The organism is Pleomorphomonas oryzae DSM 16300 (assembly GCF_000422965.1).
Classification (GTDB): Bacteria; Pseudomonadota; Alphaproteobacteria; order Rhizobiales; family Pleomorphomonadaceae; genus Pleomorphomonas; species Pleomorphomonas oryzae.
Map to the genome: position 1 here is coordinate 512,503 of NZ_AUHB01000001.1, position 14,069 is coordinate 526,571.

Below are 14,069 nucleotides of genomic sequence, written 5' to 3' on the forward strand. Positions count from 1 at the left end.
AATGAAAAGACGTGTTTTTCTTGCCTCAGCGCTGACCTTGCCGCTTCTCGCCTCGTTTGCCGGCAGCGTGTTCGCCGCCGACGGACTCACCGTGCTGCTGCCGCCCTGGGGCACGTTGCCCAAGGAAATGACCGATCGCTTCGCCAAGGATGCCGGCGTGACGCTCGATGCGCAGACGCTCGGCTGGGACGATATCCGCACCAAGATCATCACCTCGATGGTAGCCGGCACGGCCCCCGCCGACGCGACCGAAGTGGACTGGTCGTGGGTCGGTCAGTTCGGCTCCGCCAACTGGTACGTGCCGCTCGACGACAAGATTGATAAGGCGGTGATCGCCGACATCCCCACCGCCTCGATCTTCCGCTATGACGGCAAGCTGTTGGCCGTGCCCTATAGCAACGACTTCCGCATCCTCATCTACAACAAGGCCCACCTCGACAAGGCCGGCATCAAGGCAGCCCCGAAGACGCCCGACGAGCTGCTGGCGGCCGCCAAGGCGGTGAAGAGTGCCGGCATCGCCGAATTCCCGATCGGCCTGCCGCTGTCAGCCACCGAAGGCACCTCGACCGCATGGTATCTTCTGACCAAGGCGTTCGGTGGTGACCTGTTCGACAAGGATTTCAAGCCGCTGTTCACGGACAAGGACTCCGGCGGCTACAAGGCGCTGGCCTTCGAGATCGGCGCATTGAAGGATGGTCTGATCGATCCGGCGGCCACCGGCCTCAAGGACGTCGAGGTGCAGGAAGTCTTCAAGGCTGGCAAGCTGACGTTCGACGTCGCCGGCTGGGCCGGCAACCTCTCGGTCTACAGCGATCCCAGCAAGTCGCAGGTGGCGAACGATGTCGCCGCAGCGCTGATGCCGTCGACGACCGGCAAGTCTCGCACCTTCGGTCTGCCCGAAGCGGTCGGCATTCCGACCGGTGCCGCCAACGCCAAGGCCGCGCAGGACTTCATCGCCTGGTTGGCCATGCCGCAGAACGAAATCGCCGCCTACGAGGCGCTCGGCAACCTGCCGCCGCGCATGTCGGTGCTGAGGACGCTCAATGAGCAGGGCAAACTGAAGCAGGGCGACGTTCTGCTCGAGCAGGCGGCTGTCGTCGAGCCGCTGATCGCTCAGGGCACGCCCGGCTGGTATCCGCAGTTCTCGACCGCGGTCGCGAGCTCCATCAACCAGGCCGCCAAGGGTCAGCTCAGCGTCGACGACGCCATCGCCGCGATCGCCAAGGCCGCAGCCGACGCACAAAGCAACTAATCCGCCGGTCCCAACCGCCGTCCGGGAGCCAGACCGGACGGCGGAGCCGGCCCGCCGCCACCGCGCCGTAGAGGCGGGGCAACGGCCTACCCTACCGCTACCTTCCTGCCACGGCGCAGCCTGACGCTCGGGACATCGTCTCGCGCACCGGCCGGCTGCCTGGAGAACGCAGAGTTCTGATGCCCTCCTCCTATCCCAGACGAAACCGAACGCCGGGCGAACTCGCCCTTGCCGCCGCGCTCGTTATTCCCATTGTCATCGTGATGGGCGGCCTGGTGTTCTGGCCGCTTGCCACCTCGGTGGTTGATAGCTTCTTCCGGATCGATCCGATGAAGCCGGGCACGCCATTCGTCGGCCTTGCCAACTACGGCGCCCTGATGGCCGACAGCAACGTGCAGACGGCTTGGCTCAATACCCTCGCCTACGTCGCGATCGCCGTGGTGCTCGAGACGATTGGCGGTATGGGCGCGGCACTGCTGCTCAACCGGGTGAAGCACGGCCGGCAATGGCTGCTGGCCATCACCGTGCTGCCCTGGTGCCTGCCGCCGGTGGTCAACGCCATCGTCTGGATGTGGATCTTCAATCCGAGCTACGGCCTGCTCAATCACGCGCTCTTGTGGCTCGGCGTCATCGACTCCCGTCAGGTCTGGTTCAACGACCGGGCGACGGCGCTGTTCCTCGTCTCGCTGGTTCACGTCTGGCGCATGATGCCACTGACCGCCGTCATCCTTCTGGCTGCCCTTCAAAGTATTCCACGTGATCTCTACGAAGCGGCCCGACTCGATGGCGCCGGCCCGATCAAGAGCTTCCGCCTAGTGACGCTGCCGCTGATCTCGAGCGGGCTTGCGATCGCCCTCAGCCAGTCGACGGTGTTCGCCTTCAACCTGTTCGACGAGGCCTGGATCCTGTCTGGTTCGAGCCTCGATACCCGGTCGGTGATCATCCAGGTTTATCTGACGGCTTTCCAAAACCTGCGTTTTTCGAGCGGCATGGCACTTTCGATCCTGGCGATGCTCGCCTCGCTCCTGGTGTCACTGATCTATGTGCTCCGGGTTTACCGCGAAACGAGGTACGACTGACATGCGCAGCCTCATATCCACACTGCCTGGGCGGATCGGCACCGTCCTTGCCGTAACCTTACTGGTGGCTTGGTCCCTCGGGCCGATCTACTGGTCGCTGGTCACCTCGCTGACGCCGCCGCTGAACCTGTTGGGTGCCCCGTCCCTCTGGCCGCAGCAGATCACCTTCGAGCACTATGCCAAGCTGTTCGGTGCCACCAGCATGTCGCAGGGCAACGCCGTTCAGTCGGTGTGGCCGCAGTTCTCGGCGGCGCTCGCCAACAGCCTGATTACCTCGATATTGGCGACCATCGTGACGGTGGCGATCGCCGCCTTCGGTGCCTACGCCTTCGTGCGGCTTGAGTTTCCCGGCCGCGACCTGTTGTTCGTCGCCGTCGTGGCGACGCTGGCCATCCCTGCCTACACAGTGATGATCCCGCTCTATCGGCTGATGATTTCGCTGAAGCTGATCGACACCTACACCGGCATTACGCTGATCTATGTCTCGGCCTTCCTGCCGCTGGCGCTCTGGCTGATGCGGTCGGTCTACCAGGCCATGCCGATTTCGCTGGAGGAAGCGGCCTGGCTCGACGGTGCGGGACGCATCTACACGCTGGTCCACATCGTATTGCCGCTATCGGCACCGGGGCTGATCGCCAGTGCCATCCTCACCTTCCTCAATGCCTGGGGCCAATTCATGGTGCCCCTGGTGTTCTCGCCAACGCTCGCCACCAAGCCGCTGACCGTGCTGATCCCGGAATTCGTGACGCGCAACTACATCGACTTCGGCCTGATGAATGCCGCCGGCATCCTGGCCATCATCCCGCCCGTTCTGCTTGTGCTGTTCCTCAACCGCTACCTCGTCAGCGGACTGATGGCCGGCGCGACCAAGTGATCTCCCAAGAACAGACAGACAAAACAAGGACGACTTCCATGAACACCACCGAACGCGTCATCGTCGAGCAATTCCCCTTCTGGGAGAAGGCGATCGACATCGCGCTGCCGAGCGTCAAGGCCGACACCTATATCTTCGTCGGCTGCGGCACGTCCTACTACGTTGCCATGAGCTTGGCCGTCGCCTTCAACGAGAACGGCAAGCGCGCCATCGCCGTCGCCGGTTCGGAATGGGCGCTGCGGCATCGCTCCTACCTGCCCGACCTCAACGGCGCGGTGGTGGTCGGCATCTCGCGCAGCGGTGAATCGACCGAAGTGGTGCAGGCGGTGCGGGAAAGCCACAAGCTCGGCATCCGTACCGTGGCGATCACCTGCGAAAAGGACAGCTCGATGGCCAAGGCGGCCGACATCGTCGCCTTCGCGCCGACCCACCCCGACGAGGGTATCGTCATGTCGTCGTCGGCCAGCCTGATGCTGCTGATGGGCCTGCGCATGGCCGGCGTGAAGGTCGAGCAGGCCGTGGTGGCCGGCGCGCGCGCCGCGGTGGAAGCGATGAGCGAGAAGGCGCCGGCTGTGGCGGCCGGGCGGCACAAGTTCGTGGTGCTCGGCGGCGGTGTCTATTTCGGTATCGCCTCCGAAGGTGCGCTGAAGCTGCAGGAAATGAGCATCTCGGTGTCGCAGCCGTTCCACACCATGGAATATCGCCATGGTCCGATGAGCCTTGTCGACGAAGATATGCTGATCGTGATGCTCTACAGCGAGGATCAGCCGGGCGAGGAGGCCAAGCTCGTTGGCGAGCTCAGGGCAAAGGGCGCCAAGGTGATCGGCCTCGGCGGGCCGGGCGACCTCAGCCTGCCGATCGCCACCAAGGGCTTGCAGCGCTCGCTGGAAATGCTGGCGGCCCTGCAGATCCTCGGCGAGCGGATCGCCAATTCCAAGAACATCGACAGCACCCAGCCGCGCCACCTCTCCAAGGTGGTGGTGCTCGGTTGAGCCGCGTTTGGGCCGTCGGTCGCCGGCGGCCCGCATGATCTTTTGCAGGAGTTCTTCATGGCCACCGTCGACATCCGCCGCCTCGTCAAGCGCTACGGCGCCGAGGAGGTGATCCACGGCATAGACCTTTCGATCCGCGACGGCGAATTCATCTCGCTGATCGGCGCGTCCGGCTGCGGCAAGTCGACCCTGCTCAGGATGATTGCCGGCCTCGAGGACATCTCCGGCGGCACAATCTCGATCGACGGTCGCGAGGTCAACGATATGGCGCCGAAGAACCGCGACATCGCCATGGTGTTTCAGAACTACGCGCTCTATCCACACCTGTCGGTCGCCGACAACATGGGCTTCAGCCTGAAGCTCCGCGACGTGCCGAAGCCGGAGATCGTGCGGGCGGTTAGGGAAGCGGCCGATCTCCTGGGCCTCACGCCCTATCTCGATCGCATGCCGAAGGCGCTATCGGGCGGCCAACGCCAGCGTGTCGCCATGGGGCGGGCGATCGTCCGCAAGCCGCGCGTCTTCCTGTTCGACGAGCCGCTTTCCAACCTCGACGCCAAGCTGCGCGTGCAGATGCGCACCGAGATCAAGGCCTTGCAGCGGCGGCTCGGCACCACCTCGATCTACGTCACGCATGATCAGATCGAAGCCATGACCATGTCCGATCGCATCGTCATCCTGAACGGCGGCCGCGTCGAGCAGGTGGGCGCGCCGCTTGACGTCTACGACCGGCCGGCCAACCTGTTCGTCGCCACCTTCATCGGCTCGCCGGCCATGAACCTGATCGAGGCGACGGCACGGCGTGATGGTGACCGTTTGTTCGCCGAGACCGACGACGGGCTGCGCTTGCCGCTCGCCAATTACCCGGTGGCCGAGGGCACAGCTGTCACCGTCGGTATCCGCCCCGAACATCTTAATTTCGTCACCGGCGAAACGGCCGGCGCCCTGTCACTCGCCATCGATCTCATCGAACCAACCGGACACGAGACCCACGTCTTCGGCCGCCTCGGCCGCCATCAGGTCGTTGTCATTCACTCCGAACGAGTGGCGGAGACCTCCAGCGCCTTCGTCGCCATTGGCCCCGGCGGCATCCATCTGTTCGACCGGGCGACCGGCCAGCGCATCGAAAGGAGCTGACGACATGGCTTTGAACCCGCTGAGCGACATTTCCAGCTGGCGCTTCCGCACCTCTGGCCTGCGCGGCATTCCGTCGATCTGCTCTGCCCATCCGGTGGTGATCGAGGCTGCCATGCGGCATGCCGCCCGTCTCGGCTTGCCGGTGCTGATCGAAGCCACCTGCAACCAGGTCAACCAGGACGGTGGCTACACCGGCATGACGCCTGGGGATTTCCGCGACTTCGTCGAGGCCATCGCCAAGCGCGTCGGTTTCCCGTTCGAGAAGGTCATCCTCGGTGGCGACCACCTCGGCCCCAACCCGTGGAAGAAGCTGCCGGCCAGCGAGGCCATGGCCAAGGCCAAGGTGATGATCGACGCCTTCGCCAAGGCCGGCTTCACCAAACTTCACCTGGACACCTCGATGGGCTGCGCCGGCGAACCGGTGGCGCTCACTGACGCACTGACTGCCGAGCGGGCCGCTTCGCTCGCCGCCGTCGCCGAGGCGGCAACTAAGAGCTCCACCGTCAAGCCGGTCTACATCGTCGGCACCGAGGTGCCGATCCCCGGTGGCGCCATGGAAGAGATCGAGGAGCTGGAAGTCACCAAGCCCCAGGCGGCCCGCGACACCATCGCCGTCCATCGCGAAGCCTTCGCCAAGGCCGGCATCGCCGCTGCCTTCGATCGCGCCGTCGGTGCCGTCGTTCAGCCGGGCGTCGAGTTCGGCAATCACAACGTCGTCGCCTTCGATGCCGGCAAGGCGGCCTCGCTTTCCGCCGTGCTCGCCGACCTCAAGGGCTTCGTCTTCGAGGCGCACTCCACCGACTACCAGACGCCCGAAGCGCTGAAGGCGCTGGTCGACAACGGCTTCTCGATCCTGAAGGTCGGCCCGGCCCTGACGTTTGCATTGCGTGAGGCGCTCTACGGCCTCGATCACATCGCCGAGGTGCTCTACGCCGGCCGCCGCAAGGAGACGCTCAAAACCACCTTCGAGCGGGTGATGCTCGCCCATCCCGACAACTGGGCGAAATACTATTTCGGCACGCCCGACGAGCAGCGGCTGCAGCGGCATTTCAGTTATTCGGACCGCATCCGCTACTACTGGCCGCAGCCGGAGATTGCCAAGGCGGCCGAGGAACTGCTCGCCCTGTTCGGCACCACCCCGATACCCGAGACACTGATCAGCCAGTATCTTCGCGGTGTCTACGAGGGCGTCCGGCGCGGCCGGGTCACCCCCACCGCCCATGGCCTGTCGCTTGCCATGGTCGACCTCGTCCTCGAAGACTATTTCAAAGCCTGCCTCTGAGAGCCTGGCGCGAAACTCGCTGGGGTGTGGCAGTTAGTGATGAGTTCGAGAACCGGAGCGGAGCGAACTTGCGGTTCGTGAGCACCGGAAGCGCAGAAATTGAAGCTAGGTGCCCGCCCCAGTAGAGTTTCGCGTCGGGCTCCGGGCAATATGGGACAAGCAATATGCAGGATGATTTCATCTTCACGCTGACCGACACGGCCGGCGGGCTGGAACTCGCCGATTGGGCGATCACCTCCGGCGAGCTCGGCATCAACAGCGGTGCACCCTTCGAGATCGTGAAAAAGACGCTGCACGGCGGCCGGCAGGAAGGCAGTACGCTCGTGACCATCCGGTCTGGCCGGCTCTCGGTGACGGTGATCCCGACGCGCGGCATGGGTATCCTGCGAGCGGGGCTCGACGGCATCAACTTCGGCTGGGCGTCGCCGGTCGATGAGGTCGTGCATCCCTCCTTCATTCGCCTTGGCGAGCGCAACGGCCTCGGCTGGCTCGAAGGCTTCAACGAGCTGATGGTGCGCTGCGGCTACGAGTGGACCGGCCATCCGATCGTCGACGGCGACAAGGTCTACACGCTGCACGGCCGAGCCGGAAATACGCCTGTCTCCAAGGTGGAGGTGCGCATCTCGCGCGAGGCGCCACACAGCATCACCCTCTGCGGCCTCATCAAGGAAAAGGCGTTCAAGAACGTCGAATTCGAGACCTGGACCGAACTGACGGTCGTGCCTGGCGATACCGGGTTCTCGCTCGACGACCGCCTCGTCAACCGCGCCGACTATGCCCACTCCTATGAAGTGATCTACCACACCAATGTCGGTCGTCCGGTGTTGGAGGAAGGTGCCCGCGTCATCGGCCCCTTCACCCACATCACGCCGTTCAACGACGCCGCCAAGCCGGATCTGGCTACCTGGGACCGCTACCGTGGTCCGACGCGCGACTTCGACGAGATGCTCTATGCCTGTGAGCTCGCAGCCGGTGCCGACGGTCGCACCGAAGTGGCCCTGATCAACGCATCGGAAACACTCGGCTTTTCCATTGCCTATCATGTCGGAGAAATGCCGGCCTTCTCGCTCTGGAAGAACACCGACACCGACAAGCAGGGCTATGTGACCGGCCTCGAACCGGGCTCCAACTATCCCTACCCGCTACCGGTGGAGCGAGCCGCTGGTCGCCTCAAGACTTTGGAGCCAGGAGCCGAGGCCCGCTTCCGCATGCGCTTCAATCTTCTGACGGACAAATCCGCCGTCGCGGCCTGTAACGCCCGCATCGACAAGCTGAAATCGGGCGTCAAGGCGACCGTGCACAAGGAGCCGATCCTGCGCAGCCAGACAAAAGCCTGAAAATAATCATACCGCTAGCCGCACATGCCCTCTTCACGCCAATACGTGGAGAGGGCTTCTTTTTGCCAAGTGAAGAGAGCCCTTAAGCCGAGGTGCGCAGCATAATCTCGGCGTTGAGCAGCACGCGCTCGTTCGGCCGCGGCTCGACGTCCTCATCGAAGCGGGCGTTGATCTTGTGCAGCAGCAGCTCGATGGCGATGCGACCGATCTCGTTGTAGTTCTGCGCCACGGTGGTCAGCGGCGGGCAGGTGTAGCGCGACAGCGGATGATCGTCGTGGCCGGCAATGCGGAGGTCGCAATCGTCGCCACGACCGACCTTGAGGCCGGCTTGATAGGCGGCGGCCAATACGCCGAAGGCGATGCGGTCATTGGCGCAAAGCACGGTCTTGGTGGGAAAGCCTCCCTCGCCCAGAATACGAACGGCCTCGGTGAAGCCGAAGCGTTCGAAATCCCAGGACGTGTCCGGCAGCGTCGCCACGTAGCGAGGCTCCAGCTTCAACTCTTCCATGGCAAGGCGATAGGCATCGCGACGCTCGATGGCGTTGCGGTTGACCGAGGGCATGCCGAAATAGCAGGGCGCGTCGCCGGAGCGCGATAGATAGTCGACGATGAGGCGGAAGCTTTGCCGGTTGTTGGTACCAACGAAGGCGGACGCGGCATCAAGCTGGGAGTCGACGTAGATCAGAGGGATGCTGGAGCCAAGCCGGGCAAGCTTGTCGTGATGGGACTGCACACCCAGCGGCGCGATGACTGCGCCGGCGACGTTCATGCCCTTGAAGGTCTCGATCGCCCGCTCCTCGAGCTTGGGCTTGCCATCCGACGACAGCACGAAGGCGAGATAGCCCGCTTCTTCGGCCAAAACTTCGATGCGGCGCGTCAAGGCCATGTAGAACACGTCGGTCGAGTTGGGGATGATGATGCCGAGGATATTTGTGCGCCGACGGTTGAGATTCACGGCGAACAAGTTCGGCCGAAAGCCGGATTCCTTGATGGCTTTTTCGATGGTTTCCCGAGTTTGTCGACGAACGGAGTTGGGATCGTTGAAATAGCGGGAGACGGTTGGGCGAGACAGTCCGACGTAATCGGAAAACTCTTCCATCGTACGGATCGTCGTGGTCACTCTGCCATCCCCGTTCCACCCCAACCGGAGCATCCCAGCCATTGTAGATGCTTCCAGGACGGGACGCCAATCGTCAGATTGGCCGCCGCAAGCCGGCAAGACCAAGTGCGCTTTTCAACTGGCAAATGTTGCAGCCTGCATTTCTCGCGTCAAGTTATAATTTTTCGCGCGTAAAATCCAGCCATCGCCTGGATGATCAGACCCGTGAAATTCTGGCGTGGATACGAGCATGCCCGGATCATAGCACTGCTCCGGAAGAAGCTGGGGATGGGAGGAGGCGCCGCCTTGGGCCGGCCGTAAAAACTTAAGTCTCACAATCGCCTTTCCGACGCAAAGCCATTCCGGAAAGATCGCCTACGCAGAACAGACTTTGCGTTCCTTGCGCGGCTTATCGCCCGCATTCCTATTCTGCATCGATTCCGATCCGAAATTTGCATTGGACGCATTTATGCCGGCCTTTTAGGCTGACTTCGTTTTCAGCAGAGAGAGTTTGGCGGCATGTCCGTCTTGAAGTCCGGAACGCTCAGCCAGGAGCGCATTGTCTTCCTGTTCGCCGTCGTGTTGTTCGCCGCTTATGCCCTCCTTCTCGATGGCTTTCTGGCGCCGAACAATCTGGTGGCGATCCTGCGTTCGGTCTCGGTGCTCGGCATTCTCGCCGTCGGCATGGGCATCGTGGTGATCGGCCGCGGCATCGATCTTTCCATGGTGGCGGTGATGGCCATGGCCACCGCCTGGCAGCTTGCCATGATGAACGCCGGAACGCCGCCGCTGCTCGCCACGGCGATCGTTTTTGCCGGCGTGGTGGCGGTCGGCATCATTAACGGGCTTTTGATCGCCTACGCCGAGGTGCCGGCGGTATTTGCCACGCTCGCGACCGCCAGTTTTGTATTCGGCCTCGTCCGCTCGCGCTTCATCGTGCAGGACGCCGTGCCGGTTCCGCCGTCGGCGTCGTTCATCCTGGAATTCGGGCAGGCCCGGCTCGCCCATATGCCGATCGAAGTGGTGATGTTCGCCGTCGCCGCCTTCCTCAGCTTCGTCGCGCTACGCTTCACCAAGTTCGGCCGCTACGTCTACTACATGGGCGACAATTACCAGGCCGCCCGCACCATGGGCATCCCCGTGCGGCCGATGATCATCGGCCAGTATGTGGTGTCGGCGCTGGTCGCCTGGCTGGCCGGCCTGATCACCGCCGCCGGCCTGCAGTCGATCAATACCCGCGTCGTCAACTCGACGCTGCTCTACGACGTGATCCTCGTGGTGGTGATCGGCGGCATCGGTCTTTCCGGCGGCAAGGGCGGCATGCGCAACGTCGTCATCGGTGCCCTGCTGATCGGCATCATGCTGAACGGCATGACCATTCTCGACCTGCCGAACATCTACCAGAACCTCATCAAGGCGACGATCCTGCTCGTCGCCCTGATCATCGACAGCCGCCTCAACCCGCGCGACGAGCAGGTCGGGCAGCAGGGAGACATATGATCCCTCTCCGGCGGTCGCACGGCAACGCAACCATCGGAAACGGGCAGGAAATTGGAAATCCATCGCTTGGCTCGAGGGGGGGTGAAGCGATGCACTCACCGGGTCGGAAACCCTTGAAAAGGAACCACTCATGACGATCAAGACAAAGCTGGCGCGGACACTTGCCGCTGCCCTCTGCCTCGCCACCCTGCCCGCGTTCGCCCAGGAGACCGGCGACCCCGGCCCCGCCTATGTCCAGCAGTCGCTGGCCGGCAAGAAGGTCGTGCTGATCCCGCTCGCTCTCGGCTTCGACCTCGCACAGGGCTGGAACCACTATATCGGCAGCGAAGTACGCGGCTTCGGCGGCGTCTGGGAAACCCGCGATCCCAACTGGGACACGGCGGCCGGCGCCCAGGCGATCACCGACCTGATCTCCTCGGCCGACAAGCCGGCGGCGCTCCTTGTCCACACGCCCGACCTCACCTCCTACTCCAAACTGTTCAAGCGGGCGCAGGACGCCGGCATCTTCGTGATCCAGGTCGACAACCGCTCCAACTTCGCGTCCGACGCCTTCGTCGGCTCCAATTGGGAAACACTCGGTGAACTCGAGGCCAAGGCGGCCGTGGCGGCCTGCGGCGACGGATCGTCGAAGAAGATCGGCCTCATCCAGGGCGATCAGGTCAACTCGTCGTCGCTCGACCAGTATGCCGGCATCGCCAAGGTGCTGAAGGACCATCCGGACTTCGAGCTCGTTGGCGCGCCGGACAGCAACTGGGACGTCACCACTGCCCGCAACGTGGCGACGACGCTGCTGCAGCAGCATCCGGAAGTCTGCGCCGTCATCGATTTCTGGGACAACACGGCCGCCGGCACCGCCGCCGCCATCCGCGACGCCGGCCTCACCGGCAAGGTCAAGCTTGTCACCACCGGCGGTGGCGAGGAGCTCGACTGCAAGGCGCTTGAAGACGGCACCTTCCATGCCGTGGTGATGACCGACGTCAAGGGCCAGTCGCGGGACATCTCGGCGCTCTTGAAGTTCCTGCTGCAGTCCGGCCTCAAGCCCGGCCAGGCCAAGAGCTGGATCTATACGCTGGAGACCGCCACCACCAAGGCCGACCTCAAGCCCGGCACCTGCTGGAGCCTCAAGGATGTGCAGGCGGCCGAGGCGGCGCTCGCCAAGTAAGGCGCGGGCGGGTGTCCTCCCCGTTCGAGCCGGGAGGACAGCGCGCGTCACGCGGAGGCGGCCGAGCCAGCGGCCGCCTCCATCCTTCAGTTCCAAAGGCAGACTGTCCGATCCGGTCTCACCGGCCGGATGATCGATCAGGTGGAAGTTTCATGCGCTTACCCGAGAGCCTGTCGCGCCTCATCTACAACGCGATCCCCTCCCACCTCGTCGGCGAAATCCTCACCAAGCGCTGGGCCGACAACCTCGTGCCCTTCCTGCTACTCTCCGCCGTGATCGCCATCTTCGGCACGGCGATCAACGGCTTCTTTGCCCCCGCCAGCCTGCTCGATACGACGCGCCAGCTTGGCGAATTCCTGATCGTCGTCATCGGCCTCACCATCGTCATGCTGGGTGGCGGCATCGACCTATCCGTCGGCTCGATCTACGCACTGTCCGTCTTCATGTCGGTGGTCGGCATCTATCTCTGGGAACTGCCGGTCTCGCTCGCTCTCGTCCTGGCGATCGCCACCGGCGGTCTTTGCGGCGCCTTCAACGGCGTGTTGATCGGCTATCTGCGCTTGCGTGCCTTCCTGACGACGCTGGTCACGCTGATCATGGGCCGGTCGCTCTACGACATCCTGATCATTTCCTGGGGCAAGCAGCTCCAGATGTCACCGATCCTCAACGACCAGTTCGACTATATCGGCACCGGCTCGCTCGGCGGCCTGCCCGTATCGATCCTGATCGCCGGCGCCTTCGCCCTTCTCGCACACGTCCTGCTCAGCCGCTCGCGCCTCGGCTGGCACATCTCCGCCGTCGGCGGCTCGCGCCGCTCGGCCTATAACGCCGGCATTCCCGTGCGTCGCACGGTGTTCCTCACTTACGTGATCTCCGGCCTCAGCGCCGGCATCGCCGGCTTCCTGTTCGCGGCGCGTTTGTCAGGGGCCGGCCCCGGCACAGGGTCCGGCCTCGAGCTTGCCGCCCTCACCGCCGCCGTGGTCGGCGGTAACTCGCTGGGTGGTGGCCGCGGCTCGATCGCCAAGGGCCTGATGGGCGCGATCGCCGTGCTGACCATGACCAACGGTCTGATCCGCCTCGGTTACGGCACCGGATCCAACCAGTTGGTCCTCGGCTTCATGCTGGCCTTCGCCGTGGTGCTGGATATCCGCTGGGCGAAGAACCGGCACAAGGTGCTGGCCGAGGTCTATGTGGCCCCTGTTCATCATCGCATGAGCGGAGAAGAGTCGGCACTGCCGAACGGCGGCGGCGCCTATGCTCTCAACGATCGTCTGTCTGAAGCTACGCCGATCGCTCTCGGCGAGGTCGAGGGGCCGGAAGACGTCATCCTCGACGAGGACGGCAATCTCTACGCTGGCACCCGCCATGGCGAAATCGTTCGCTGGTTCGCGCCCGACTACAAGCGCTCGGAAGTGTTCGCCCACATCGGCGGCTTTCCGCTCGGCCTTGCCATGGATCGTGACGGGTCGATCAAGACCTGTGTCGGCGCCATGGGGCTCTATTCGATCGCCAGGGATGGGGAGGTCACGCGCCTCTCCACCGAGACCAACCGTTCCTGGCTCTCGGTGGTCGACGACGCTCGCCTGCGCGACCCCAACGATTGCGACATCGGGCCGGACGGTCGCGTCTGGTTCACCGATTCCACCACCCGCTACGATGCCCACGACTGGGTGCTCGATTCCATCGAGAGCCGACCGACCGGCCGCCTTCTGGTCTACGATCCGAAGACCGGCCGGACCAAGACCGTGCATGATGGCTTGCGCTATGCCAACGGCGTCTGCCTTGCCCATGACGGACGGTCGATCCTGATCGCCGAAAGCTGGGCCTGCTCGGTGCATCGCTACTGGATCGAAGGGCCTAAGGCCGGCACCATGGAGTGCCTGATCGCCGACATGCCCGGCTATCCCGACAATATCAACCGCGCCTCCGACGGCGGTTATTGGATGGCCTGGCTCGGCGTGCGCACCCCCACCTTCGACCTGTCGCTGCGCCACCCTGGATTTCGCAAGCGCATGACCCGCCGTCTGCCGGGCGACGACTGGCTGTTCCCCAACATCAACAGCGGCGGCGTCATCAAGTTCGATGAGGCAGGCCGCATTGTCTGTACGCTCGGCGATCTCACCGGCGACAACCATCCGATGGTGACCTCGATGCGCGAGCATAAGGGTGAGCTGTTCATCGGCGGCATCCTCAACAACCGCATCGGCCGATATAAAATTCCCGGCGCCAATCCCGAGTGGACGAGCTGGAAGTCCTACTGGTCCAGCACGACAGAAACCGTCGCCGAAGGCGACCCGAACCAAGCGGCGAGGCGGCGCGAAAGCGCTGAAACTACCCTACCCGAAGGGAGGGCGTAAA

General features: G+C 63.8%; 11 protein-coding genes. 10 read left to right on the forward strand and 1 reads right to left on the reverse strand.

Annotation, left to right across the window (positions count from 1 at the left end):
- Position 1 precedes the first annotated feature (1 nt).
- The 7 genes from G522_RS0102400 to G522_RS25230 all read left to right on the forward strand — a co-directional run bounded on the left by G522_RS0102400 (position 2) and on the right by G522_RS25230 (position 7,950).
- A complete protein-coding gene (locus tag G522_RS0102400) occupies positions 2 to 1,252 on the forward strand; it encodes an extracellular solute-binding protein (protein WP_026789680.1) in 1,251 nt (416 codons plus the stop codon).
- Between the two features lie 179 nt (positions 1,253 to 1,431).
- Positions 1,432 to 2,331, forward strand: a complete 900-nt coding sequence (locus G522_RS0102405) for a carbohydrate ABC transporter permease (protein ID WP_036837627.1) — start codon at positions 1,432 to 1,434, stop codon at positions 2,329 to 2,331.
- Between the two features lies 1 nt (position 2,332).
- Positions 2,333 to 3,205: a carbohydrate ABC transporter permease gene (locus G522_RS0102410; RefSeq protein ID WP_051228133.1), complete on the forward strand. Its 873-nt coding sequence runs from the start codon at positions 2,333 to 2,335 to the stop codon at positions 3,203 to 3,205.
- A gap of 38 nt (positions 3,206 to 3,243) precedes the next feature.
- Positions 3,244 to 4,197 (forward strand): SIS domain-containing protein, encoded by a 954-nt coding sequence (locus G522_RS0102415; RefSeq protein WP_026789683.1) that lies wholly within the window; start codon positions 3,244 to 3,246, stop codon positions 4,195 to 4,197.
- 57 nt (positions 4,198 to 4,254) lie between these two features.
- Positions 4,255 to 5,331 carry an ABC transporter ATP-binding protein gene (locus tag G522_RS0102420; protein ID WP_026789684.1) on the forward strand — a complete coding sequence of 359 codons (1,077 nt, stop codon included), beginning with the start codon at positions 4,255 to 4,257 and terminating at the stop codon, positions 5,329 to 5,331.
- A 4-nt stretch (positions 5,332 to 5,335) separates the two neighbouring features.
- On the forward strand, positions 5,336 to 6,613 hold the full coding sequence (locus G522_RS0102425; protein WP_026789685.1) for a D-tagatose-bisphosphate aldolase, class II, non-catalytic subunit: 1,278 nt from the start codon (positions 5,336 to 5,338) through the stop codon (positions 6,611 to 6,613).
- Positions 6,614 to 6,777: 164 nt separating this feature from the next.
- Positions 6,778 to 7,950, forward strand: a complete 1,173-nt coding sequence (locus tag G522_RS25230; protein WP_051228135.1) for an aldose 1-epimerase family protein — start codon at positions 6,778 to 6,780, stop codon at positions 7,948 to 7,950.
- An 82-nt stretch (positions 7,951 to 8,032) separates the two neighbouring features.
- Here the strand turns inward: G522_RS25230 and G522_RS0102435 are convergent, their stop codons facing one another.
- Positions 8,033 to 9,049 carry a LacI family DNA-binding transcriptional regulator gene (locus tag G522_RS0102435; protein ID WP_026789686.1) on the reverse strand — a complete coding sequence of 339 codons (1,017 nt, stop codon included), beginning with the start codon at positions 9,047 to 9,049 and terminating at the stop codon, positions 8,033 to 8,035.
- Positions 9,050 to 9,568: 519 nt separating this feature from the next.
- Here G522_RS0102435 and G522_RS0102440 point away from each other — a divergent pair.
- The 3 genes from G522_RS0102440 (at position 9,569) to G522_RS25235 (ending at position 14,068) form a co-directional block, all read left to right on the forward strand.
- Complete coding sequence (locus G522_RS0102440) at positions 9,569 to 10,549, forward strand: ABC transporter permease (protein WP_026789687.1); 981 nt, start codon at positions 9,569 to 9,571, stop codon at positions 10,547 to 10,549.
- Positions 10,550 to 10,679: 130 nt separating this feature from the next.
- A complete protein-coding gene (locus G522_RS0102445; RefSeq protein ID WP_026789688.1) occupies positions 10,680 to 11,711 on the forward strand; it encodes a sugar ABC transporter substrate-binding protein in 1,032 nt (343 codons plus the stop codon).
- A 152-nt stretch (positions 11,712 to 11,863) separates the two neighbouring features.
- On the forward strand, positions 11,864 to 14,068 hold the full coding sequence (locus G522_RS25235) for an ABC transporter permease (RefSeq protein ID WP_084632660.1): 2,205 nt from the start codon (positions 11,864 to 11,866) through the stop codon (positions 14,066 to 14,068).
- The last annotated feature ends 1 nt before the right edge of the window (position 14,069 follow it).